The 22,501-nt window shown below is 69.1% G+C and carries 20 protein-coding genes; 15 read left to right on the top strand and 5 right to left on the bottom strand.

The features are described 5' to 3' along the window. Positions 1–224 precede the first annotated feature (224 nt). From U3653_RS22025 to U3653_RS22015, 3 genes are all read left to right on the top strand, one after another. Entirely contained in the window at positions 225–1,832 is a 1,608-nt protein-coding gene (locus tag U3653_RS22025) for a carboxylesterase/lipase family protein (protein WP_195081600.1), read from the top strand. A 339-nt stretch (positions 1,833–2,171) separates the two neighbouring features. Next, positions 2,172–2,423, top strand: a complete 252-nt coding sequence (locus U3653_RS22020) for a S1 RNA-binding domain-containing protein (protein WP_195081601.1) — start codon at positions 2,172–2,174, stop codon at positions 2,421–2,423. A 322-nt stretch (positions 2,424–2,745) separates the two neighbouring features. After that, entirely contained in the window at positions 2,746–3,432 is a 687-nt protein-coding gene (locus tag U3653_RS22015) for a PAS and ANTAR domain-containing protein (RefSeq protein ID WP_195081602.1), read from the top strand. Positions 3,433–3,454: 22 nt separating this feature from the next. Here the strand turns inward: U3653_RS22015 and U3653_RS22010 are convergent, their stop codons facing one another. Then, positions 3,455–4,531 carry an Rv2629 family ribosome hibernation factor gene (locus U3653_RS22010; protein WP_195081603.1) on the bottom strand — a complete coding sequence of 359 codons (1,077 nt, stop codon included), beginning with the start codon at positions 4,529–4,531 and terminating at the stop codon, positions 3,455–3,457. 732 nt (positions 4,532–5,263) lie between these two features. Here U3653_RS22010 and U3653_RS22005 point away from each other — a divergent pair. Further along, positions 5,264–5,422, top strand: a complete 159-nt coding sequence (locus U3653_RS22005; protein WP_157114807.1) for a hypothetical protein — start codon at positions 5,264–5,266, stop codon at positions 5,420–5,422. A 520-nt stretch (positions 5,423–5,942) separates the two neighbouring features. Then, the gene (locus U3653_RS22000; RefSeq protein WP_195081604.1) at positions 5,943–8,663 is read left to right on the top strand and encodes a hypothetical protein; all 2,721 of its coding nucleotides are present in this window, start codon (positions 5,943–5,945) and stop codon (positions 8,661–8,663) included. Here the strand turns inward: U3653_RS22000 and U3653_RS21995 are convergent. Then, entirely contained in the window at positions 8,642–10,117 is a 1,476-nt protein-coding gene (locus tag U3653_RS21995; protein ID WP_323124309.1) for an MFS transporter, read from the bottom strand. The two genes, U3653_RS22000 and U3653_RS21995, sit on opposite strands and share 22 nt — an antisense overlap. A gap of 115 nt (positions 10,118–10,232) precedes the next feature. On the opposite strand from U3653_RS21995, the gene U3653_RS21990 reads away from it, so the two are divergent. Further along, entirely contained in the window at positions 10,233–10,889 is a 657-nt protein-coding gene (locus U3653_RS21990) for an EthD domain-containing protein (RefSeq protein WP_195081605.1), read from the top strand. Positions 10,890–10,893: 4 nt separating this feature from the next. Here U3653_RS21990 and U3653_RS21985 read toward each other — a convergent pair whose 3' ends face one another. Then, positions 10,894–11,769, bottom strand: coding sequence for a LysR family transcriptional regulator (locus U3653_RS21985; RefSeq protein WP_195081606.1), 876 nt, complete (start codon positions 11,767–11,769; stop codon positions 10,894–10,896). 71 nt (positions 11,770–11,840) lie between these two features. Between U3653_RS21985 and dapA the strand changes: the two genes are divergently transcribed. Together dapA and U3653_RS21975 are read left to right on the top strand one after the other, a co-directional pair. Continuing rightward, positions 11,841–12,776, top strand: coding sequence for a 4-hydroxy-tetrahydrodipicolinate synthase (gene dapA, locus U3653_RS21980; RefSeq protein WP_195081607.1), 936 nt, complete (start codon positions 11,841–11,843; stop codon positions 12,774–12,776). Then, the gene (locus U3653_RS21975) at positions 12,773–14,311 is read left to right on the top strand and encodes a DHA2 family efflux MFS transporter permease subunit (protein WP_195081608.1); all 1,539 of its coding nucleotides are present in this window, start codon (positions 12,773–12,775) and stop codon (positions 14,309–14,311) included. The genes dapA and U3653_RS21975 overlap by 4 nt, the downstream gene beginning before the upstream one ends. Positions 14,312–14,506: 195 nt before the next feature. On the opposite strand, the gene U3653_RS21970 is transcribed toward U3653_RS21975, so the two are convergent. Further along, the gene (locus tag U3653_RS21970) at positions 14,507–15,061 is read right to left on the bottom strand and encodes a TetR/AcrR family transcriptional regulator (protein WP_195081609.1); all 555 of its coding nucleotides are present in this window, start codon (positions 15,059–15,061) and stop codon (positions 14,507–14,509) included. An 84-nt stretch (positions 15,062–15,145) separates the two neighbouring features. Here U3653_RS21970 and U3653_RS21965 point away from each other — a divergent pair, with 84 nt between their 5' ends. Further along, positions 15,146–15,862 carry an SDR family NAD(P)-dependent oxidoreductase gene (locus U3653_RS21965; protein ID WP_195081610.1) on the top strand — a complete coding sequence of 239 codons (717 nt, stop codon included), beginning with the start codon at positions 15,146–15,148 and terminating at the stop codon, positions 15,860–15,862. 5 nt (positions 15,863–15,867) lie between these two features. Here U3653_RS21965 and U3653_RS21960 read toward each other — a convergent pair whose 3' ends face one another. Further along, complete coding sequence (locus tag U3653_RS21960; RefSeq protein WP_195081611.1) at positions 15,868–16,299, bottom strand: type II toxin-antitoxin system Rv0910 family toxin; 432 nt, start codon at positions 16,297–16,299, stop codon at positions 15,868–15,870. 646 nt (positions 16,300–16,945) lie between these two features. Here U3653_RS21960 and U3653_RS21955 point away from each other — a divergent pair. The 6 genes from U3653_RS21955 to U3653_RS21930 all read left to right on the top strand — a co-directional run bounded on the left by U3653_RS21955 (position 16,946) and on the right by U3653_RS21930 (position 22,238). After that, a complete protein-coding gene (locus U3653_RS21955; RefSeq protein ID WP_323124310.1) occupies positions 16,946–18,298 on the top strand; it encodes an ATP-binding protein in 1,353 nt (450 codons plus the stop codon). Then, a complete protein-coding gene (locus U3653_RS21950) occupies positions 18,298–18,723 on the top strand; it encodes a roadblock/LC7 domain-containing protein (RefSeq protein WP_039805396.1) in 426 nt (141 codons plus the stop codon). Before U3653_RS21955 ends, U3653_RS21950 begins: the two co-directional genes overlap by 1 nt. A 73-nt stretch (positions 18,724–18,796) precedes the next feature. After that, entirely contained in the window at positions 18,797–19,147 is a 351-nt protein-coding gene (locus U3653_RS21945; protein WP_039805398.1) for a DUF742 domain-containing protein, read from the top strand. After that, complete coding sequence (locus tag U3653_RS21940) at positions 19,122–19,727, top strand: GTP-binding protein (protein ID WP_195081613.1); 606 nt, start codon at positions 19,122–19,124, stop codon at positions 19,725–19,727. Before U3653_RS21945 ends, U3653_RS21940 begins: the two co-directional genes overlap by 26 nt. Then, positions 19,724–20,995: a cytochrome P450 gene (locus U3653_RS21935; protein WP_195081614.1), complete on the top strand. Its 1,272-nt coding sequence runs from the start codon at positions 19,724–19,726 to the stop codon at positions 20,993–20,995. Before U3653_RS21940 ends, U3653_RS21935 begins: the two co-directional genes overlap by 4 nt. 13 nt (positions 20,996–21,008) lie before the next feature. Then, positions 21,009–22,238, top strand: a complete 1,230-nt coding sequence (locus tag U3653_RS21930; protein ID WP_195081615.1) for a cytochrome P450 family protein — start codon at positions 21,009–21,011, stop codon at positions 22,236–22,238. Positions 22,239–22,501 lie beyond the last annotated feature (263 nt).

The raw sequence follows: 22,501 nt of genomic DNA, 5'->3' as shown, positions 1-22,501 counted from the left end.
CCGCGGGTGCGGATTCGACCGTCGAGTGGGTCGGCGGACGACGTAGGCGTGTGACCACCAGGTGAAGGTTCCAGCGGCGATTCGGCTCCTGCCGCGCGCGACCGGTCGACTCCGATCCGCGAGCGCACCGGGACGCCGAGCCGATCGATGCCGGCTACCGCGGTGGACGAGGCCGCCTGCCTCGCCGCCGACCGTAGCGCTCGCATCGGAGGTAGTGGACAGCCATGATTCGCTCGATCGCGCGAACCGCGACCGCTCTGACGGTCGCCGCCGGTCTGTGGTTCGCCTGCGCTCCGGCGCCCGTGGTCGCGGGGGCACCGCCGCAGGTGTTCGTGACCGGCGGCGCGATCTCCGGCCGCGCCGTCGATGGCATCGCCGAATACTTCGGTATCCCGTTCGCGGCGCCCACCGAGGGCGAAGCGCGGTTCGCGCCGCCGCGCCCCGTATCACCGTGGCCGGGTGTGCGCCCTGCGCGCGACCACGGGCCGCAGTGTCCGCAGACGGGATACCTGCCCGGCATTCCATCGCTCGCACCCACCGGCGAGGACTGCCTGAGCATCGACATATACGCGCCGGACGGCGCCCGCGACCGGCCGCTGCCCGTCATGGTGTTCTTCCACGGTGGCGGCTATCTCGACGGCTCCAACAGCGAATACGACGGACCGACGCGGATGGTCGCCGACGGCGACGTCATCGTAGCCATCCCGAACTACCGCCTCGGACCGTTCGGCTTCCTGGCCCTGCCCGAACTGGCGGCCGAATCCGGCGGCGCCGTCGGAACGGTCGCCATCCAGGACCAGCAAGCCGCTCTGCGCTGGCTGCGCGCCAACGCGCACGTCTTCGGCGGCGATCCGGACAACGTCACGATCTTCGGCGAGTCGGCCGGCGCCGTGAGCGTCTGCACCCACTTCGCCGCACCCGGCTCCGACGACCTGTTCGCCAAGGCGATCATCCAGAGCGGCCCCTGCGCGCAAGCGCCACTGGCGCCCGGCGATCGCGCCGACGCGTTCGCGCGTTCGCAGCGGTACGCGGAGAGTGTCGGCTGCGGCGACGCGGCGACCCGGCTGGCCTGCCTGCGCGCACTGCCCGTGGCGAAGCTCCTGGACTCGCCGATGGCCCGAGCCGAAGGTAAGGATCCCATCTGGTTTCCCGCCGTCGACGGCGTCGTCATCACGCGGACGCTCGACGCGGGCTTGATGGGGGATGTCAGGAAAGCGCCGATTCTCACGGGGACCACGAGCGCGGAAGGCGGGCTGATGGTCGCCGAAACCGACTATGCCCGCGGCCGCATTCCGGACGCGGCGAGCTATGAACGCTTCGTGCGCCAATCCTTCGGCGCCGACGCCGACCGAGTCCTGGCCCGGTACCCGGTCGACCGATTCCCCTCACCGGCAGCCGCCCAGATCACGGTGATCACCGACAGCGGGCTCGCCTGTCCCACGCTGTCCACCAGCCGGACGGCGCGCGACGCCGGGCATCCGCTGTGGCAGTACGAGTTCGATCAGGCGCCGCTCGGTGCCGCCAATCCGGTGCTGCCCGGAGCCTTTCACTCCGCCGAGCTGTACTACCTGTTCACCAGATTCATGGGCATCCCGGTTCCCTGGACCGGCGCCTCCGCCGCTTTCGCCGCGCAGATGCAGCGCTGGTGGACCACCTTCGCCCACACCGGTGACCCGAACGCGCCGGGCTCACCCGAATGGCAGGCCTGGCCGACGTCGACCGGGTACGACCCCGATGGCTCTGCGCTGCTCATGCGGGCGACCGGCAGCGCCATGACCGACGATTTCGCCGCCAGGCACGACTGCGCGTTCTGGGCGGAGATCGACCGCTGATCCAGCGCGAGACGGGCGACGACCTGCCGGTTCCCCGGCGCCGAATCCCGCCGCCCACCTGCCCATATCGCGGTCGCGGCAGGTAGTGGGTTCATGCCAATCGCGTCGACCGTCGCGAAAATCGCCTGTCTGCAAAGCTTTTCACTGTTCCCCCGCTCTCGATCTTGCCGCATCGCGTCGCGCTGGGTTATGGTCGTCGCCATGACTGCCGGGTCGGCGACACGCCGCGCACAGAACGGTTACCCGGCCGCGCTGTGATCATCCGGCGGGCCAGGGGCCCGCCCGCCTTCTCCGCGAATCCCATGTCACTACAGGGACGCTGGAAGGAGGTGAGAACACATGTCCCATTCCGAATCGTCGCAGCGCGGATGGCCGGAGTTCGTCGCGGCACACGCTCGGGGCGGAGTGCTGGAGGCCACCGTCGTGCAGATCGTGCCGTTCGGCGCGTTCCTGGAGGTCGCTCCGGGAATCCACGGATTGCTGCACCGCACCGAGTGGTCTGCCGAACCGCAGGTCGGCTCCACTCTGACGGTGCGCATCCTCGATATCGATACCGAGAAGCAGCGGGTCGCCTTGGCGCACGCTGAGTAGATGCTCGGCACGGGCGTGCCGGGGCAGACTCCACCTGCCCCGGCACGATCCCAAGACTATCCCGCCGCGGCGGAGCGCTCGCGGCGGATCGGACCGGCCGCCTGCGGGAATTGCTCGCCATGCCGATCCGGCGGGCCGCTCGCGCGGCGGGACCCGCGATTCGCGGCCTGGAATCGCTTTCCACGGCGCCGGGTAGCCGCGGCACACGGGCCGGATCGGGTGCGAGCCGGAATAAGATGAGGATGTCACCGCGTGCGGGGCCTCCCGCTTCGATCGCCGCGATCCACGGTGCGACGCCGCAGGTAGGGAGCATACTGACGCCATGAACGAATCGGGCGACCGAATCGTGGACACGGCCGAAGGCGCGGTAGCCCGAGTGGTCGGTGCCGGGACGCCACAGGCCACCGGAAGTTTCCGGTTCTGGTTCGCCGATCAGCGGTGGGAATGGTCGGACGAGGTCGCCGCGATGCACGGCTACGAGCCCGACGCGGTGACGCCGACCACCGAGTTGCTGCTCGCGCACAAGCACCCGGAGGACCGGGATCATGTCGCGGAGGCCATCGAGAAATCGGTGCGCAACGCCGAGCCGTTCTGCAGCCGTCATCGCATCATCGACACCGCGGGCACCACGCACCACGTGCTCGTGCTCGGCGACACCATGACCGACAAGAACGGCACGGTGGTCGGCACCGCGGGATACTACGTCGACCTGACCGCCACCATCGCCGAGGAACGTCAGGATCTGCTCGACGACACGCTGCCGCGCCTGGTCGAAGCGCGCGCGCGGATCGAGCAGGCCAAAGGCGTGTTGATGCGGGTCTACCGGATCAACGCCGACCAGGCCTTCCACGTTCTGCAGTGGCGTTCGCAGGAGACCAATGTCAAGCTGCGCGACCTGGCCGCCCAGCTGATCGCCGAAATCGACCGTTTGCCTGCGGCTCCGCCGGGGGTGCAGACCGCTTTCGACCACATGCTGCTCACCTTGCACGAGCGCGTTCCGAAGTCGTGACGGGTGGTCGGCGCGCCTCGTCCTATCGGCCGCTCAGCACCGCCCCGACCCCGTCGCGCAGGGCTGCCACGGCCTCGACCAGGACGATGTCGGCCCCGGTTGCCACAGCGGCCACCGGAAGGGCCTCGTCGGCGCGGCGCATCTCACCGGCCGAGCCGTTGGTGGCCGGGCCGATCAGAGGATTCGGCGCGGACCCGGCCAGCACCAAGCGATCGCCCAGCGCCGCGCGATCGAGCAGTAGCCACTCCACGGCCGCGGCGCGCAACGCGTTCGTGGTGGCCGCGAGCCCGGCCACCGCCGAGCCGTCCGGGCGCTCGATCTCCGCGGCGAAGCGGTCGAGGACCCGGCGACGGCGTCGCGCCGCCACCCGGTGCAGGATCTCGCGGACTTCCGCGTCGAGCGCCGTGGGGTCCGAACCCGGTGCGAGCGTTCCGGATTCGGCGTCGACGACCTCCCGGCCCTTCGCGTCGAACACCGCCCGCAGTTCGGCTCGGGCCAGCGCTTCCCCGGCGAGCACGACGACTTCCGCGTGCACGATGTCGGCCAGCCGGTCCACTTCGCCCGCGAACTCGCGGACGTTGCGTCGGGTCGTGTCCTCGATCCGTCGCCGGATCGTGCGGTGCGACCAGTCGTCGTGGCGGGGCTCGGCCACCGGATGGCCCGCGCTGCGCAGGGCCTGCCGCTCTTCGCTGCCGTGGCCGTCGAGCGTGTACAGCTCCGAGCCCACCCGGCCGACGAGGGCGACGACATGCGGCACTTTCTCCGCCTGGGCTTCGATCAGCGGCAGCAGGTAGGGCAGGGGAGACACCCGGACGGTTTCGGTGGCGGGCGGGCTCGGCAGACGTTCGTCGGCGAGCACCTCGGTCTCGTCCGCGATGAGCAGCCTGCCGCACCGCCCGCGCGCCGGTGGATGCCGTTCGATCGCCTGGGCGAGCAGCCGCCGGATGCGCGGCCGGGCTCCACTGCGGTCCAGTTCGGCGTCGATCGAGCGCCAGCGCAGCTCGGTGCCGCGCGCCGCGTCCTCGGTGTCGTGGGAACTGTCGAAGCAGACCGAGGCGAAGGGCCCGTGCTTTCGGATTATGCGGCGGAGGTCGGCCATCGGCATCACCTGGCTTCCCCGGCCGCGCGTGCCCGCGCCGAGGGTTGCGGGCACGCGTCGGCGCAGTCCCGGTCCGTCGGCGTCCGCGCCCGGACGACGTCGTCGTGTGTGCCGACGGCTTCGGTTCGGTGAACCACAGTCGGCGGGTACCCGGGCGGGTCGAGCCGAATCAGCGGACGCGGGCGCTTCGGCGCTGTGTTCCGCGTGGGGTTGGGGCTGTCACACGGATTGGCTGCAAAGGATTTACGAAGCCTCCGCGTGGTCGGCGGCGCGGGCGCCATCCGCGACACCGGCCGGGCCACCGCTCGCTGTGGTGCCGCATGCGGGGCCGAGCGCACGGGGCGGAAGCCGCTGGGGCGAGCGCGTCCACAGCCGCCGCGAGCGAGGAGCAGGGCGGGTGTGTTTCACCACCCGGCGCTTTTTCGGTTTCGTGTAAGAAACCCGGCCGAAACCGCCATTTCCACTGTTCAGCGCCGGAAAATGTAAACAAGCGACCGCTTGGTGTCCGGATCGTAAACCGAAAAGAGCGGTTTGTTACACCTCGGCTGTGGTAAATGTTGGATGTATCGGGCCGACAGCGCGGTCGGCCGATAAAAAGGGGCGAGGAACCCGCGCTGCTCGACGTTCAGCCGATTCGACGCGCTCTGTCGCGAAGCCACCGGCACGCACGAACACGAGGGCTCTCCGCAAGCATGTGTACGGCATCGTGCACCAGCGCAGAGGAACGTCATCGTGATCGAGAAACCCGAAGCGCCCGTCGCGGACGACGAAGAACGAGATCGGATCGTCTGGCCCGACCCGAGCCCGCTGAGCGGCTGGTGGGCCGAAGTCATGGCGCATCGCCGGATCACCCGGCCGCACGCCTCGACCGCCGACCCGCGGCACAACTGACGAGCCGCAGGTTCGCCGCATTCCGCCGCCGCGCGGCAGGCCGGCCATCGCAGGCAGGCCGTCGGCGTCTCGGCGCCTGCCCGTAATCACCGGCGGTGAGCTGTTATAAGACTCGCGCCCGGAATACTTTTTTCGTAAGCGTTTCCGCTACCGGGCCGAACACGTCGCGCGGACGCGGTGGCGACGAAAGTCGTCCAAGGCGTAAACACGCGGCGAGCGAGTTCACCGAGAATTCGGTGCGTTCACGCGACATTCACATTTCGCGGCGTGCGCGATCGAGGACCGGCTTCGAGTTCCCGGGATGTGACGACTCGCCCTATCCATGACCGCTCCGCGAATTCAGGGCAGGCCGGGCTTGCCATCCGCATGATCGCCGCGCCGCTGCGCCGGTGCCTGTTCGCAGGCCAAGAGCTCTGAGCGGCATGTCTTTTGGCGTCTGCTTCAATGGGTGTTCACCTTTCGCGGAGGACACGGGGGCGTCATGTCCGGCACCAGAGCTGTCTCCTTTCGGGGAGTCGATGTGCTCGAAGATCTGCTTCGCTGGTTGGTGCGACGGCCGCCGCGCGGCGAGCGGATGCTGCCGATGGTGGGTCTGTGCGGCGATGTCACCAACGTCGAGGCATGCCTGGAGATGTTCGGCGCCGCGCTCGCAGGCGCGGTGCACGTGGCTGTCGACGTCGACGCCCTCGACCCGTTGCCCGAGGGCAGTTCGCTGGTCGAGGACACCACGCCGGGGCTCACCGCGTTGCGCAGGCTGCTCTACAACCTCTGCAAGGGTCTGTCGGCCGACCGCTTCGGGCGATTGCGCCCGTTGCCCTTCCGGCGCTACCGGTTGGCCGAATGGTTGATGGCCCGCAAGCTCAGCTCCGACAACGAACTCGACGAGCTGGCGTCGCTGCTGCGCAGGGATTTCGGCCGATGGGGTGAGGAGTTGCTCGGCGAAGCCGAGGCCACGGTGGGCGTGGTGCAGCGCTTCGCGCTCGGACTGCTGCGCATCGTGCTGCCCACGGCGGTGTTCCGGGCGCGCACCGGCGGTCGCATTCCAGGCGTGGGGCGGGAGTTCCGCTGGTTCATGCGCCAGCAGTATCTGGCGCCGGAACAGTCCAGTCAGTTCGTCGGATTCGCGCACCGTCTCACCGAGGGCGCCCGCCGCCACGAACACGCCGAGCACTTGGCCAAGCTGCTGGTGCACGCTTTCCTCGAAGACCTGCGCGTCGCGTATCACCGGCGCTGGTGGGGCATCGGCGCGGCCCGGCGCACCACCTATCCGGTCGTGATCCTGCGCGCGCTCGACGGCGAAGCCGGGCAACGGCTGCTGGATCTGATCAACGACGTCCGCAACGAGACCGGCAAGGACGATCCGCTGCTGGTGGTGGCGGGCACGCGGACGCCGCCGCCCGGCGTCACCGCGCGACCGGCCTACCGGGTGCGGCGGTTGTACGAGATCTGGGTGGACGAGTTGCCCGTGGCGCGGCAGCGGCAACGCCCGCGCGCTTGGCAGCTGTGGTTCGCAGTACCGGCGACCGGCCCGAACGACGACGAGCCGGATCCGTTCCGCCGCATCCGGCCGCCCGCGCCGCCGTGGTGGGCGCGCCGGGCGTTGTCGGCGACCGCGGTGTTCCTGGTGGTCGTGCTGGCCGTGGCGGCGGCCGGATTCGCGACCTGGCGACCGTGGCGCGCGGGCACAACCGCGTGCGGCACGAGCGTGGCGGACCGATGGGTGCGCGTGGTTTCCGTCGCGGACGGCAATTGCGTCGGATTCAGCGCCTACGACCCCGACGACCCCGCTGCCGGGGGCCGCGGCTTCCTGTTCGCGAGCGACGAACCGGGCAGCCGTCGTCTGGTGGAAGTCCAGCGGCGGGTGTACAAGCAGAATCTGCTCGCCGAACAATTGGCCGCGCGGCAGCCGACCCGGCCGCTGTTCACGCTGGTCTATTTCGGCCAGCTCACCGGCGTTCCCGGCGACTACCCGGCGCAGAGCGAGGACATCGAGGGCTTGGCGCTGGCGCAGTACAGTGCGCTGGAATCGGTCGCCCCCGACGACGCCGTCACGCCCGACACGGTCCCGCTGATCCGGCTGCTGCTGGCGAACACCGGTCCGGCCAACCTGCAGGGGCCGCAGGTCGTCGAGCTGCTGACGCCGCTGATCCGCGCCGAGCCCGGCGTCGTCGGTGCCATCGGCCTCGATCAGAGCCGCACCGCGACGCTGAGCATGATCAACGCGCTGACCGGCCTCGGCCTTCCGATGGTGGCGCCGAGCCTGTCGGCCGACGAGATGGTGCGATCCTCGCCGCTGTACTTCCAGATCGCCCCGCCGAACCACGCGATCGCCGACATGATCGAGCAGTACCTGAACTCCGTGCCCGGGTTGGCCGGGCGCGGCGTGCGGATCTACCACCGCCCCGACCCGACCGACCTCTACACCGAGAACATGGCCGAGGACCTGCACATCCTGGGTCGCAGCGGGCGCGACATCTGGGAGGGTTCCTGGGATCTGCGCGAGGCCTTCGCCGCGCAGGGCCACGGCGACGCGTGCGACGAGGTCCTGTTCTTCGCCGGACGCGACTCGGAATTCCCCGACTTCCTGCAGAGCCTGAACAAGGCGTGCGGCGACAAGCGGGTGCTGTTGATCGCCGACGACTCGGTCAACCGGTTCATGGCCAGCGCGGATCGCCGCAGGGCGGCCAACAGCGCTCGCCCGCTGGTCTACGTGGCCAAGGCGAGCCTGGTGACCTGCCGGAACAAGGGCCAGGGATTGCGCAGCCGCGTCGAGTTCTACAACCTCGCCACGACCGTCGATCCGGACATCCCCAGCTGGAATGCCTGCGCCGAGACGGACAAACCGCTAGGCGAGCGCGTGCAGTTGCACCCACTGGGGGAGCGGGTGGCGCTGACCTACGACGCGGTCGGATTGTTCGTGCGCGCCGTGCAAGCGCTCGCCCCGACCGCCTCCGGCGTGTGGACCGAGCCGATCCCGATCAGCGCGGCGGCGGTGTGGGCGGCGCTGCGCGACCTGCCGCGGCAGCCGGTGATCGAATCCAGCAGCGGCGTATTGGACTTCTCGGTCAGCGAGGGCGCCCATGTGGGCCGGGTGGCGCACGAGAAGTGGGTCGGCCTGCTGAGTGTGGACCAGATCTGGGATCCGTCGGCCGACACCGAGCCCGTGATGATCTACGGCTGCGGCCGGGCCACCGCGAACGACGATCCGCGGTGTCGTCCCTATCCGCTCGGCGGCGGCTGAGCGGCTTCGGCGCGCGCCCGCTCCGGCGTCGCGCTCAGCGGCTCGGCCAAGTCCTCCAGTGACCGCCCTTCTGCGCGCACTCCGTAGGTCAGTTCCACCAGACCGGCCGCGAACATGGCGAGCGCGCCGATGGTGAACGCCAGGGCGGTCTTTCCCGGCTCGCCGTCCGCGGTCAGCCCGGCGAACACCAACGGTCCCGCGACGCCGCCCGCGACGGTCCCGATCGCGTAGAAGAAGGCGATCGCCATGGCGCGGGTCTCCATCGGAAAGATCTCGCTGACGGTCAGATACGCCGCGCTGGCGCCGCACGACGCCACGAACAGCACTGCGGTCCAGCAGGCGGTGAGCGTGGTCGCGGTCAGGTGGCCCGCCGCGAAAAGCCATGCCGTGCCGAGCAACAGCACGGCCGAACCGAGATAGCTGCCCGCGATCATCGGCTTGCGCCCGATCGTGTCGAACAGCTTGCTTAGCAGGAGCGGACCGAGGAAGTTGCCGAAACACAGGACCGCGAAGTAGTAGCCGACCCGGTCGTCCGGAACGCCGAACGATCTGGACAGGATGAGCGCGTAGTTGAACGTGATGGCGTTGTAGAGGAACGCTTGCCCGATGAACAGCGACAACCCGAGCACCGCACGCCGTGGATAGCGCCGCACCAGCACCGCCGCGATCTCCCGGAAGGAGATGCTGCGCCGCTGCCGGATCCGGATTCGCTGATCGGAGACGTCGGCGAGCGCCGCGCGCGTGTCGTCCCGCACGCGCGTTTCGATGGCGGTGACCGTGCGTTCCGCGTCGTCCTCGTGACCGTGGATGAACTGCCATCGCGGGCTCTCCGGCACATGCCTGCGCACCAGCAGGATGATCAGGCCGAACACGGCGCCGAGCGCGAAGGTCAAGCGCCAGCCCACATTCGGCGGGAACAGCGCCGTGTTCAGCGCGACGATGGAAAGCAGCGCGCCGCCGACCGCGCCGAGCCAATAGGTGCCGTTGATGACGATATCGATGCGTCCGCGGTACTGCTTGGGGATCAGCTCGTCGATCGCGGAGTTGATCGCCGCGTATTCGCCGCCGATGCCGAAGCCGGTGAGGAAGCGGAACAGCACGAACCACCACATCGAGAACGACAGCGCCGTCATGGCCGTCGCGAAGAGGTAGACCGCGAGCGTGATCAAGAAGAGTTTCTTGCGGCCGAATCTGTCGGTCAGCCAACCGAAGAAGAGGGCGCCCGCGCCTGCGCCCGCCACGTACATCGCCGCCGCGACACCGGAAACCTGTGCGGCGGTGATGGTCAGGCCGCTGTCCGGTTCCGACAGCCTGGCGGCCACGCTGCCGACGACGGTCACTTCCAGCCCGTCGAGGATCCACACGGACCCGAGTCCGATCACGATCATCCAATGCCACCGCGACCAGGGCAGACGATCCAGCCTGGCCGGGATGTCGGTCGATATGGTCCGCACGGATCACCCACCTTCGCCGAGTCTGACGGTCGGATACCCCGAGCCCCGGCGGCCAACCGTGCCGGTGGGCTAGGCTCGGACCTGAGTGAAACGTGTTCTAGAAAGTGACCTGCCGATGAAAAGCGTCTTCGCGCTGTGGGGTGTTGGCGACCTGCTCGCGGCGGACTTCGCGCCGCTGTCGGCCGTGGCCGCCGCGGTGCAGGCGAACATCTCCGACGCGGCGGTCGAGACGGCCATGCTGCGCATCACCACGTTCGACGCGCCCGTGCAGGCCGTCGTCAGCGTCTGGTGGGCGGATGCGCCGCGGGAAGAGGTCGCGGTGCGGGTGCTGGGCAGCGTCGCCGAAAAGGTGGAAGGGTGGCACGTCGAAGAGGCGACGCCGATTCCGCCGCCGGTCACCGCCGCGCTCGAGCGTGCCCCCGGCCTGTCGAACATCGCCTTCCTGCGCAAGCCGGACGAGTTGTCGCGGGCCGAGTGGCTGGACCGCTGGCGCAACCACCACACCGCCGTCGCCATCGAGACCCAGGCGACCTTCGGCTACGTGCAGAACGTCGTGACCGGACCCGCGACGGCCGCCGCGCCGGACATCGCCGGCATCGTGGAGGAGCTGTTCCCTCTCGAGGCGCTCACCGATCCGCACGCCTTCTACGGCAGCGGCGGTGACGGGGCGGAACTCACCCGCCGCATCCAGCGGCTGATGAGCAGCGTCGCGACCTTCGGCGGTGATCGCAACCTGGACGTGGTGCCCACCAGCCGGTACCGGTTGCGCTGAGGGGTCAGTGGCCGCAGCGTCCCGCCGATTCGCGCAGCGCGTGGCGTGCGGCGCGCACGGCCGGATGCTCGCCCGCGCCGCGCCGGTAGGCGAGGTGCGTGCGCCGTCGCATCGGCAGCGCACCGAGCGTGACGCCCGGCGGACAATCCCGCGTCCCGAATTCCGGGACCAGCGCGACGCCCTGACCCGCGGCCACCAGCGCGAGGACCGTGCCGAAATCGTCGGCGTGATGCCGGATCCGGGGCGTGAATCCCGCCGCCTCGCAGGCGCGCACGGTCATCGTGTGGCACAGCGTGCCTGGAGTGCTTGCGATCCAGGGGCTTTCGCGGTGTGCCGCGAGCGGCTGCGCGGTACGCGCGGCCAGATGGACGATCTCCTCGAACAGCGGCTCGCTGTCCAAGGCGGGATCGGCGGGGACCGGCGCGTAGTCGTATTCCTGGATCAGCGCGACGTCCAGGGTCTCGGCACGCAGCGCGTCGGGCGCCAGCGCCGGATCCAGCTCCGTCACGCGCAATTCCAGCCGGGGATGCGCACTGCTCAGCGCGACGAGCGCGGGGGAGAGGATGGTCCGCACCGCGGTGGGAAACGCGCCGATGCGCAGGATTCCGGTGAGTTCGGCGCGGATCGCGGCGAGTTCGGCGGTGGCCTGCTCGAGCTGAGCGAGTATCCGTTCGGTGTGCTCGACGAGGGCGACGGCCGCCGGGGTCAGCGTCACCCGCCTGCCGGTTCGCGTCAACAGGGGCACGCCCGCTTCGCGTTCCAGCGCGGCGAGTTGCTGGGAGACCGCCGAGGGGGTGTATGCCAGGGCATCGGCGACCGCGGCGATGGTTTCGCGGTGCGCCAGTTCCCGCAGCAGGCGGAGCCGTCGGACGTCGAGCATAAGTCGAGCTTATGGTCTGCGTCAGAAATGTGAACTGGATCTGATGGTTTCCAGCGCCCAGGCTGATCGTCATGACGCTCGCAGGTCTCTTCGTTCCCCTGGTCAGCCCGTTCACGGCCGACGGCGCACTCGCCGCCGACGCGCTCGAGCGGCTCGCGCACGAGGTGCTCGACGACGGCGCGACCGGCATCGTCGCGCTCGGTACCACCGGGGAACCGGCCACCCTGACCGCCGCCGAGCGTGCGGAGGTGATCGCCGTCTGCGCGCGTGTGTGCCGCGAACGCGACGCGCCGCTGATCGTCGGCGCCGGATCGAACGCGACGGCCGCTTCCGTGGCGGCCCTCGCCGGTCTCGATCCGGGCAGCACCGCGGCGCTGACCGTGGTCCCGTATTACACGCGCCCCTCCGAGGCGGGCGTGCTCGCGCATTTCCGCGCCCTCGCGGCCGCCTCTCCGGTGCCGCTGATCGTCTACCACATCCCCTACCGGACCGGGCTTCCCCTGAGCGCCGACGCCCTCTTGGCGCTGGCCGATCTGCCCGGCGTCATCGGCCTGAAGCATGCCGTCGGCGCCGTCGACGACGCCACGGTCGCGCTGATGGCCGCCCGGCCCGCCGACTTCGCCGTGCTGGCCGGTGACGACCTGTTCGCCGCGCCGCTGCTGGCCCTCGGCGCGTCCGGCGCGATCGCGGCATCGGCCGCGGTGGGCACCTCCTCGTTCGCGGCGATGGTCGAGGCGTGGCGCTGCGGTCCGGTCGACGCGGCGCGGTCGCTCGGGCACCGGCTGGCGGTATTGTCGGCCGCGCTGTTCGCCGAACCCAATCCCGTGGTGATCAAAGCGGTGCTCGCGGCGCAGGGCCGTATTCCGAGCCCTGCGGTACGGTTGCCCTTGCTGCCCGCGAGCGAGGCCGCGACGCGGGCCGCGTTGTCCGCGCTGGCGGAATTTCCGGCATCGGGAACCCGTAATCACTGGTATTGCGGCCGCGAAGGTGCCACGCTTAAGCGGTGACACAACCTCCGGATACCCAGGCGGCTGGGCCCGACCCGGCGACCGACAAACTCGACGCGGCCGTTTTCAAGGTCGCGGGCGTCGTGGTGCTCGGCGCGATCATGTCGATTCTCGACATCACCGTCGTCAGCGTCGCGATACCGACCTTCCAGCGCGAGTTCGACACGAGCTACGCCATCGCGGCGTGGACGATGACCGGGTACACGCTGGCGCTGGCCACCGTGATCCCGCTGACCGGATGGGCGGCCGACCGCTTCGGCACCAAGCGGCTGTACATCATGGCGCTGACCTTCTTCGTACTCGGCTCCCTGCTGTGCAGCACGGCGTGGAACATCGAGTCGCTGATCGCCTTCCGCGTGATCCAGGGCCTCGGCGGCGGCATGCTGATGCCGCTGGGCATGACGATCATGACCCACGCGGCCGGTCCGCAGCGGGTCGGCCGGGTGATGGCGGTGCTCGGCGTGCCGATGCTGCTCGGCCCGATCGGCGGACCGATCCTGGGTGGCTGGCTGATCGAGAACTTCAGCTGGCACTGGATCTTCCTGATCAACCTGCCGATCGGCGTGATCGCCCTGACGCTGGCGTTCATCGTGCTGCCCGGCGACAAACCGGAGCCGTCGGAGTCGTTCGACTTCATCGGCATGCTGCTGGCCTCGCCCGGCCTGGCGCTGTTCCTGTTCGGCGTCTCCTCCATCCCGGAGCAGGGCACGGTACTCGCGGCGCGGGTGCTGATCCCGGCCGCCATCGGCGCACTGCTGATGGCCGCGTTCGTGTTCCACGCGCTGCGCACCGAGCACCCGCTGATCGATCTGCACCTGTTCCGCAACCGCGCGCTCACCTTCGCGGTGCTCACGATGGTGTTGTTCGCCGTGGCGTTCTTCGGAGCGGGTCTGCTGCTGCCGACCTATCTGCAACAGGTGCGCGGTGAGTCGGCGCTGCAAGCCGGTCTGCTGATCGCGCCGCAGGGCATCGGCGCGATGCTCAGCATGCCGATCGCGGGCCGCTTCGTGGACAAGATCGGCCCTGGCAAGATCGTCATGATCGGCATCACGCTGATCTCGATCGGGACGGCCTACTTCGTCCAACTCGACGCGGACAGCTCGTATCTCCCCATGATCGGCGCCCTGTTCGTGATGGGCCTCGGCATGGGCTGCACCATGATGCCGATCATGACCGCGGCGATCCAGACCCTGACCCACCAGCAGGTGGCGCGCGGGTCGACGCTGATGAACATCGTCAACCAGACCGCTGGCTCCATCGGCACGGCGACGATGTCGGTGGTGCTGACCAACCTGCTGAACAACCAGCCGCTGGCCCGCCCGGCGATCGCGGCGAACTTCGATCCGAATCTGGCGGGCCAGCTTCCGCCCGGAGCCGTCGAAACCGGTTTGCAGCAGGCCGCGGAAGCCTTCAGCCACACCTACGTGGTCGCGCTGGTGCTGATCGTGCTCACCTTGATCCCGGCGTCGTTCCTGCCGCGCACGAAGCCGAAGAACCCGCAGGCGGCCGACCCGGCGACGGTGGTGCACGCCTAGGGGTACCGGCCCCGGGGTCGCCTGCCGATCCCGGGGCCGGTACCGCGACAGGGGCCGGGCGTATCGCCGCGGCCCCTATTTTCTTGCGGCGGGACCGAAGCGGTCCTCGGTGCCGTGCGTCGTGCTTGTTGCTCGCGTGCGGATGCCTTCGCTTCGCGTAGGCGGGCATGGCCGAGTCGCCGAGCGGAATGTAGTTCAGCGATCGCTGCGAAGCCCGTCGAAGACAATCTCCAGGCCGCGCCGCCACGACGGCGAGCCGGTGGTCTCGCCGAGCAGCGACAGCGCCCACACCAAGTTGACGACATCCTCGTCGGTCGCGTCGGCACGCAATGCGCCGGCCTCCCGGACGCGCGCGAGCACCGCCGACAGGTGCGACATCCCGCGCTGACAGGCCTGCGCCAGCTGAGCCGCCGCTGGATGATCCCCGGTGAACGCCTCGAGCAGCCCGCGATCGGCGGTGAGCCTGCCGAGCAGGTCTTCCACGAATCCGGTGAACGCCGTCCACGCGTCGGGTTCGGCCGCCGCGCGGGCGGCGATCTCGTCCACCGCGGCCAGCCGGGGCGGCAGAAGGGCATCGATCAGGGTGTCGCGGGTGGGGAAATGGTTGTACAGCGTCCCGATGCTGACGCCTGCGCGCCGCGCGATCTCCTCCAGCGAGCCGTCGAGGCCCTGTTCGGTGAACACCTCGGCCGCTGCCCGCAGCAGATTGTCGCGATTGCGAGCGGCGTCCCGGCGCAGCGGTTTGGTCACGCGATCATCCTACCGAACCTGAGGGCTGCCTCGATTTTCGTGCTACGGTGATAAATCGAGGGGGGCCTCAAGTAAGGAGAACCCATGGTGGATCAGGGAACAGCGGTAATCGTCGGTGTCGGGCCCGGCCTCGGGATGTCGATGGCCCGGCGCTTCGGACGGGAAGGTTTCCGCGTCGCGCTGATCTCGCGCAGCGACGCACGGCACGCCGCGTACGTCGCGGACTTGGCCGAGCGCGGGATCGACGCCACCGCCCACGTCGCGGACGTCACCGACCGGTCGCGGCTCGGCGCGGTACTCGGCGACATCCACGGGGCGGGGCCGATCGGAATGCTCTATTACGGACCGGGGCCGACGCAGCAGCCCGTGCCGATCACCGACATCGACGCGGTAACGGCGCGATCGGCGTTCGAGTGGGTGTGGCCCGCGGTCGACGTGGTGAGCGACGTGCTGCCGGGCATGCTCGATCGTGGGAAGGGAGCGTTGTTCTTCGCGGGCGGGCTTTCCAGCGTTCGTCCCATGCCCATGCTCGGCCACCTCGCCCTCGCGGCCGCCGCGCTGCGGAATTACGCGCTCACTCTCAACGCGGCGCTGGCCGAACGCGGGCTCTACGCGGGCACGCTCACCATCGGCGGCCTCGTCGAGCGCGGGGACATCCACGCGATGGTCTCCGCCGACCCGGCGCGCTTCGGCAGCACGGAAGGCCACACTCTCGATCCGGACGACTTGGCCGAGACCGCGTGGGGCATGTACCGCGCCCGCGACCGTGCCGAAGCGATCTTCGACGTCTTCGGTGGGTGACGAGGTCAGCCGTACAGGGCGATGAAGCGGTCCAGGGAACGTTCGATATCGCCCTTGACGGCGCGGGCCACACCGGATCCGATCGGCCCGAACAGCGGTGCGCCGCCGAGCTCGATGTCAACGGTGACCTCCGAACCGGAGCCCTTCGGGGCGACGAGCAGCTGCAATCCCAGTTTGGTTCCGCCCTTGCCCGCGCCGGTCAGTTGCAGGCGGCGCGGCGGCTCGGCGGCGCGCACGGTCCAGGTGACCCGGTTGCGCAGGCCCTTCACCGAGGCGATGCCGACCAGTTGAGTGCCGACGGTCAGTTCGGCGGGAACCTCGCCGCGCCACGCTTCGTGCATGGTCAGCCATTTGTCGAGTTCGGCGAGGTTGGAGGTGTGCGTCCAGGCCTGCTCGGGCGAGATCGGAACGTCGACCGAGACCTTCAGCTTTGCCATGGGCGCATGGTATCCGGCCCCGGTGGCCCGGTTCGTCGCGAGGGCGGCCGAGCCCGGCGGTCGCCCGGGCGCCGAGGTGGACGCAACTTTGCGAACCCGAATTCGAACAGCCGCCAATACATTTGTTGATGCGTCAGCGAACGCGCATTCTCGCTGTTCGGCCGCGGATGCGGTCGGTGTCCCTGTCTTCGCGCAGCCACGGCCTCCCCGGTGCCCGTCCGGCGCGCGGGCCCGTACGCAGGACGAATGGTGCGCGGGTTGCACGACAGCCCAACATTATTGCCCGGCTATGTCGCGATCCGCGGCACCTATCGTCCCAGTTCCGGGAATCCGGAAAGTGTCGATGGGATCGGCAGAGACTTCGTTGGAATGCTGCTAATGTGCGAATGGTCGGGTTCTGGTTACCGTTCGGATACGATCCGGGCGGTCGGCGATTGACGTGTAATCGCCTGTCCTGCGGGCACTGTGCGGTAGGCGCTCTCGGTGAGCGCCGGTGCCGTCGCGGGTTCCGGTACTCCGACGCGGACTCCACCGACCGGTCCGTTCATGGTCGGCAGGCGAGGGAAGGCGAGCGAAGCAGGATGGCAGTGGGCCGATTCCTCGAGACCAGTCAACGACGAAAGAACTGATGAATCAAGATATCGCCGTGGTGCTTTCATGGATCCTCGCCGCCGCTTTGGTGATCGCCGTAGCGGGGGCGTTGTACGCAGTGCAGTATGCCAGGGCTCAGCGGGCCAAGGTCGAGGCTCTGGCCAGGGAACAGCGCGCGACCGAGGACACGCTCGAGCGGTTCGCCGCCACCACGTTACCCGCGGTGGCCGATTCGATCCGCCGGTTCGAGTCGCAGGTGCCTCCGGTCGAAGTGCAGGCAGGCATGGAGAATTCGCGGCTCGCGCAGATCCTGCGGTGGATCTCCGAGCGGTACGCCGACGACCTGAGCCTGATGCGCTCGGAGACCAGGGACCTGACCAACAACGAGGCGCAGCAGGCGATCAAGGCGGCGGAGGAGGCCGCGCGCAACGAGGTCGCCGCCGCGTCGCGCCAGGCGACCAGCGCCGCGGTCCGCTCCTTCGGCACCTCCGTGGTCAGTCTCGGCGCCGACGTCAGCCAGGTGGTGAGCGCCGCGCTGCGCGAGCACCGCGACGACGCGGTGTACGAAACCCTCACCCGCATCGACCACACCGTGCAGCAGATGATCCGTCAGGCGCAGTCCTACGTGATCGTCTGTGGTGGTCTGCCCGGCCGCCGCTGGCCCGCGCAGACGCTGACCGACGTGGTCGGCGGAGCCATCGGCCGCGTCAGGGAGTACCTGCGGGTGCGGCCCAACCAGCTCGACCGTGTCGTGATCAGCCGCGCGGTGGAACCGCTCGTGCACACGCTGGCGACCTTGCTGGACAACGCGTTGCGGTATTCGCCGCCGACTTCCTATGTGGACGTCAACTTCCAGGAGGGCCACCACGGCGTCACCGTCATCATCGATGACGCGGGCGTGCGGATGAACGCCGAGCAGATGGAGGAGGCCCGCCAGGTGCTCGCGCACGAGCGGCCCGTCGACATCCACCAGCTCGGCCCGTCGCCGAAGGTCGGCTTCCCGGGCATCGCCGCGCTGGCTCGCCGCTACGGTTTCACCGTCTACATCGACGGCCCGAACGTCTACGGCGGCATGCGCGCGATGGTCTACATCCCGGAGTCGCTGCTGGTCGCCCCGCAGAACGTCCAGGAGGTCGCGCCCGTGACCGAGGCAAAACCGGAGCCGGTCACGGTTCCCGCGCAGGACGCGCCGAGCGAACAGCCCGGCGAGAACGAGCCGTCGCTGTCGGTGAGCGAGATCACCAGCGGCGGGCTACCCAAGCGGCGACGCAGAACGGTCGCGCTCGCCCCGGTCGGGCCGCGCACCGAACCCGGCCTCGCGCGCCCAGAGGTCGCCGCAGCTTGGCATACCGGCTCCAAGAGCGGCCGTGCCGCCGCATCTGATGACACGGAAGGGATGACATCCTGATGGCCACACCCGTGACCGACAGCAGCAACAAACTGGGCTGGCTACTCGAAGATCTCAGCATCACGGGTGTGCGGTTCTCGGTGTTGCTGTCCGACGACGGCCTGCGGATCGCGCACTCCACGGGGATCGCCCGCGACGAGGCGGAACGCTTCGCCGCCGCGGCCTCCGGCCTGCGTTCGCTCGGTAAGGCGCTCGGCGAATTCTGCGGTGACGCCACCAACGGCGTGCGGCAGAACATGACCGAGTACGACCAGGGGATGATCCTCATCACCGCCGCGGGCGAGGGCGCGCTGCTCGGCGTCGCCACCACCAACGACATCGACGTGGGCCTCGTCGCCCACCGGATGAACGAGCTGGCGGGCCGGGTCGGACGCGAGCTCGGCAGTCAGCCGCGCAGGCGCGTAGACGGCAGCGAAATGCCATGATCGAGCGCAGCGAGCGAGTCAGAGGTACTGCGCCGCTGGGCAGCACGGAGCCGAGCGAGAGCGAGGTGCCGTCATGAGCAAGCCGCGGCGCGATCCGGACCTGGTCCGGGCTTATGTGCGCACCGGAGGGCGTACGCGCCCCACTCGCGAGCTGGACCTGGTCACTTTGGTCCTGACCGCCAAAGATCCACTCCCCGGCGCGTCGCCCGATGCGCGCCGGGTCATGGCCCTGTGCAGCCGTCGGGGTGCGCTGTCGATCGCGGAGATCGCGGCGTACCTCGACCTTCCGCCGTCCGTCGTGAAGATCGTCGCGTCCGATCTCATGGACGGCGGACACCTGGTCACACCCACCCCGGCCGAGTCCCTGCCGGAGATCGCTCTGCTGGAGGAGGTACTCAATGGGCTCCGTGCTCTCGCCGTCTGATCGCGCCGTCGATTACGTGCCGGAGACCGTGACCCGCTCGGTGAAACTGCTGGTGGCCGGCAACTTCGGTGTCGGCAAAACCACGTTCGTGAGCAGCGTCTCGGAGATCAAACCGCTGCGCACCGAGGAGACCATCACCGAAGCCAGCGTCGGCGTCGACGACATGGCGGGGCTGCCCGGCAAGTCGCAGACCACGGTCGCGATGGACTTCGGCCGCATCACCCTCAGTCCCAAACTGGCGCTCTACCTGTTCGGCACTCCGGGCCAGCAGCGGTTCGTCCCCCTGTGGGAGGAACTTGCCCGCGGTGCGCTCGGCGCGCTGGTGCTGGTGGACACCCGCCGCATCGAGAAGTCCGACGAGGTGCTCTCGGTGCTGGAGGAACGCGGCGTGCCGTATTCGGTGGCCGTCAACCAATTCGAAGGCGCGAGGCACTATCCGCTCGACGAAGTGCGCGATGCCCTCGACCTGGAACCCGGCACCCCCCTGACGTCGCTGGACGCCAGGGACCGCGGCACCTGCCTGCGTTCGCTGATCACGCTTGTCGAATTCTTGTTCCACCGTTTGGAGTCGCGCATTTGACCACGCCACAGTCCTCGAACAACCTCGCGCACCTATCCAGCGGCGCCTGCCCGGTCGCACACGGATCGCCGATCGACACCGACGGTCCCAGAATCCCGCTCTACACCGACGGATTCGCGGCCGACCCCCACGGGATCTACCGGGAAATGCGCAGGCGCCATGGTTCGTTGGTCCCGATCGAACTCTCGCCGGGGGTGCCCGCCACCCTGGTGATCGGCTATCAGGAAGCCGTGCGGATCCTCAACGATCCCGAGCACTTCCCCGCCGATCCGCGCGTCTGGCAGAAGAACATCCCCGAGGACTCGCCCATCCGTCCGATGATGGAGTGGTACCCGAACGCGCTGCGCAACAGCGGCGCGGCGCACGCCCGCTACCGGAGTGCGTACGTCGCGAGCATCGACGCCATCGACCTGCACGAGGTGCACTCGATGGTGGAGCGCATCGCCATTCCGCTGATCAACAGCTTCTGCACCACCGGATCCGCCGATCTGGTCACGCAATACGCGTTCCCGCTCGTGTTCGAGGTGCTCAACCGGATCGTCGGCTGTTCAGCGGAACTGGGACAGCGGGTGGCCACCGGCATGGCGATGCTGTTCGACACCGTCGAGGCGGCCAAGGGCATGCAGATGCTCTCCGAGGCGTTGATGGAGCTGATCCAGCAGCGCCGCGCGGAGCCGGGCGACGATGTGACCTCCCGGTTGGTCCATCACTCGTCCGGTCTCAACGACGAAGAACTGCTGTACAACCTGATCAGCCTCTACGGCGCCGGCATCGAGCCGCAGCAGAACCTGATCACCAACACCCTGCTGCTGATGCTCACCGACGACCGTTTCGGCGGCGACATGCTCGGCGGCGCCCTGTCGACGCGGGACGCGCTGGACGAGGTGTTGTTCAACGACCCGCCGATGGCGAACTTCTGCATCACCTACCCGCGCCAGCCCATCCTGATCGACAACGTCTGGTTGCCCGCGCACCAGCCGGTGCTGGTCAGCCTGGCCGCGTGCAACAACGATCCGGCGATCCGCGGCGGTGACCGCACCGGCAACCGCTCGCATCTGGCGTGGGCGGTCGGACCGCACGCCTGCCCCGCGAAGTCCGTCGCGTCCGTGGTCGTCCAAGAAGCCATCGACCAACTCCTCGATGCGCTACCGGAAATGCAGCTGGCCGTGCCCGCGGACGACGTGGTCTGGCGGCCCGGCCCCTTCCACCGGGCGTTGGCGGCCCTGCCGGTCGTCTTCCCCGAGTCCCCTCCGTTGAACATGGTGTAAGGAGAAGCGTCCGATGTCGCAAGAGCCGATAGTCTTGGATCTGACCGGTTCCGATATCCAAGGCGAGGCGGCGCGGCTGCGCGAGCGTGGGCCGGTGGCCCTGGTGGAACTGCCCGGCGGGGTGCCGGCGTGGTCGATCACCGATGCCGTCGTGCTCAAGAGCCTTCTGGCCGACCCGCGCGTGTCGAAAGATCCCAGGCAGCACTGGGCCGCGTTCATGAACGGCGAGATCACCGAGGAATGGCCGCTGCTCCCGTGGGTGGCGGTCGACAATATGTTCACCGCCTACGGCGCCGAGCATCGGCGGCTGCGCAAGCTGGTCGCCCCCGCGTTCACGCACCGTCGCACGGTGGCGCTTCGACCGCGCATCGAAGCGATCACCGCCGAGTTGCTCGACGGGCTGGCGGCGACCCCGCGCGGTACCGCCGTCGATCTGCGTGAGGGCTATGCCTATCCGGTGCCGATCCAGGTCATCACCGAGTTGATGGGCGTGCCCGAGCATCTCGGCCCCGGCGTGCGGAAATGCGTCGACGGGTTCTTCGACACGTCGTTCGGGCCGGAGCAGGCCCAGGCCAACTACCTGGAGATGTACCGGCTCATCAGCGAGCTCGTGGCCTACCGGCGGGAGACCCCCGGCGACGACATCACCAGCGTGCTGATCGCCAGCCGCGACGAGGAGGACGGCTCGCAGCTGACCGAGAAGGAACTCGTCGACACCCTGATGCTGGTCATCAACGCCGGGCACGAGACCACGGTGAACCTGCTCGATCAGGCCATCTTCGCGCTGCTCACCCGCCAGGATCAGCGTGCCGACGTGGTCTCCGGCCGGATCCCCTGGTCGGACGTGGTGGAGGAATCGCTGCGTTTCGAGGCGCCGGTCGCGCACCTGCCGCTGCGCTACGCGGTGGAGGACATCGACATCGCCGACGTCCGCATCCCCAAGGGCGAAGCCATCCTGGCCTCCTATGTGGCGGCCAACCGGGATCCGAAGGTGCACGGTACGAACGCCGACGAGTTCGATCCCCGCCGGACGGTCAAGGATCACCTGGCCTTCGGTTACGGGGCGCATCACTGCCTGGGCGCGCCACTGGCCCGGCTGGAAGCCGAGATCGCTCTGCCCGCCATCTTCCGGCGCTTCCCGGACATGCGCCTCGCGGTCGATCCGTCGGAGCTGGGCACCGTGCTCAGCTTCATCTCCAACGGCCATTCCGAGCTGCCGGTGTTCCTGGAGGCCACGGAGTAGCAGGCCGCGAGGACATCTCGAGCACATCCCGGCATGGGTGCTCGCCGCTGCCGTGCCGGGTTGGACCGCCCGCGTATCCCTCGCGGATACGCGGGTACAGGTGTTTCCACCGCGCGGGGGCCACGCGGAACCTGCCCCATCGCGTCGCTGCTAAGTACGAGATATGCTCTGCCGCAGTGGAATTCGATCAATCACTGGAATTCGCTACGCTCGCACGGCGGATTCGGTTCCCGAGACCCGGGGCCGCGTGTCGTCCGGCAACC

Source organism: Nocardia implantans, assembly GCF_035544775.1.
Lineage (GTDB): Bacteria > Actinomycetota > Actinomycetes > Mycobacteriales > Mycobacteriaceae > Nocardia > Nocardia implantans.
Note: the sequence above shows the minus strand (reverse complement) of the source record. Positions and strands in the feature narration are given on the sequence as shown.

Bases quoted from the DNA above. Each gene is read 5' to 3' on its own strand.
- U3653_RS22025 (WP_195081600.1), top strand. From the start codon at position 225: ATGATTCGCTCGATCGCGCGAACCGCGACCGCTCTGACGGTCGCCGCC.
- U3653_RS22020 (WP_195081601.1), top strand. From the start codon at position 2,172: ATGTCCCATTCCGAATCGTCGCAGCGCGGATGGCCGGAGTTCGTCGCG.
- U3653_RS22015 (WP_195081602.1), top strand. From the start codon at position 2,746: ATGAACGAATCGGGCGACCGAATCGTGGACACGGCCGAAGGCGCGGTA.
- U3653_RS22010 (WP_195081603.1), bottom strand. From the start codon at position 4,531: ATGGCCGACCTCCGCCGCATAATCCGAAAGCACGGGCCCTTCGCCTCG.
- U3653_RS21990 (WP_195081605.1), top strand. From the start codon at position 10,233: ATGAAAAGCGTCTTCGCGCTGTGGGGTGTTGGCGACCTGCTCGCGGCG.
- U3653_RS21985 (WP_195081606.1), bottom strand. From the start codon at position 11,769: ATGCTCGACGTCCGACGGCTCCGCCTGCTGCGGGAACTGGCGCACCGC.
- dapA (WP_195081607.1), top strand. From the start codon at position 11,841: ATGACGCTCGCAGGTCTCTTCGTTCCCCTGGTCAGCCCGTTCACGGCC.
- U3653_RS21965 (WP_195081610.1), top strand. From the start codon at position 15,146: ATGGTGGATCAGGGAACAGCGGTAATCGTCGGTGTCGGGCCCGGCCTC.
- U3653_RS21960 (WP_195081611.1), bottom strand. From the start codon at position 16,299: ATGGCAAAGCTGAAGGTCTCGGTCGACGTTCCGATCTCGCCCGAGCAG.
- U3653_RS21950 (WP_039805396.1), top strand. From the start codon at position 18,298: ATGGCCACACCCGTGACCGACAGCAGCAACAAACTGGGCTGGCTACTC.
- U3653_RS21945 (WP_039805398.1), top strand. From the start codon at position 18,797: ATGAGCAAGCCGCGGCGCGATCCGGACCTGGTCCGGGCTTATGTGCGC.
- U3653_RS21940 (WP_195081613.1), top strand. From the start codon at position 19,122: ATGGGCTCCGTGCTCTCGCCGTCTGATCGCGCCGTCGATTACGTGCCG.
- U3653_RS21930 (WP_195081615.1), top strand. From the start codon at position 21,009: ATGTCGCAAGAGCCGATAGTCTTGGATCTGACCGGTTCCGATATCCAA.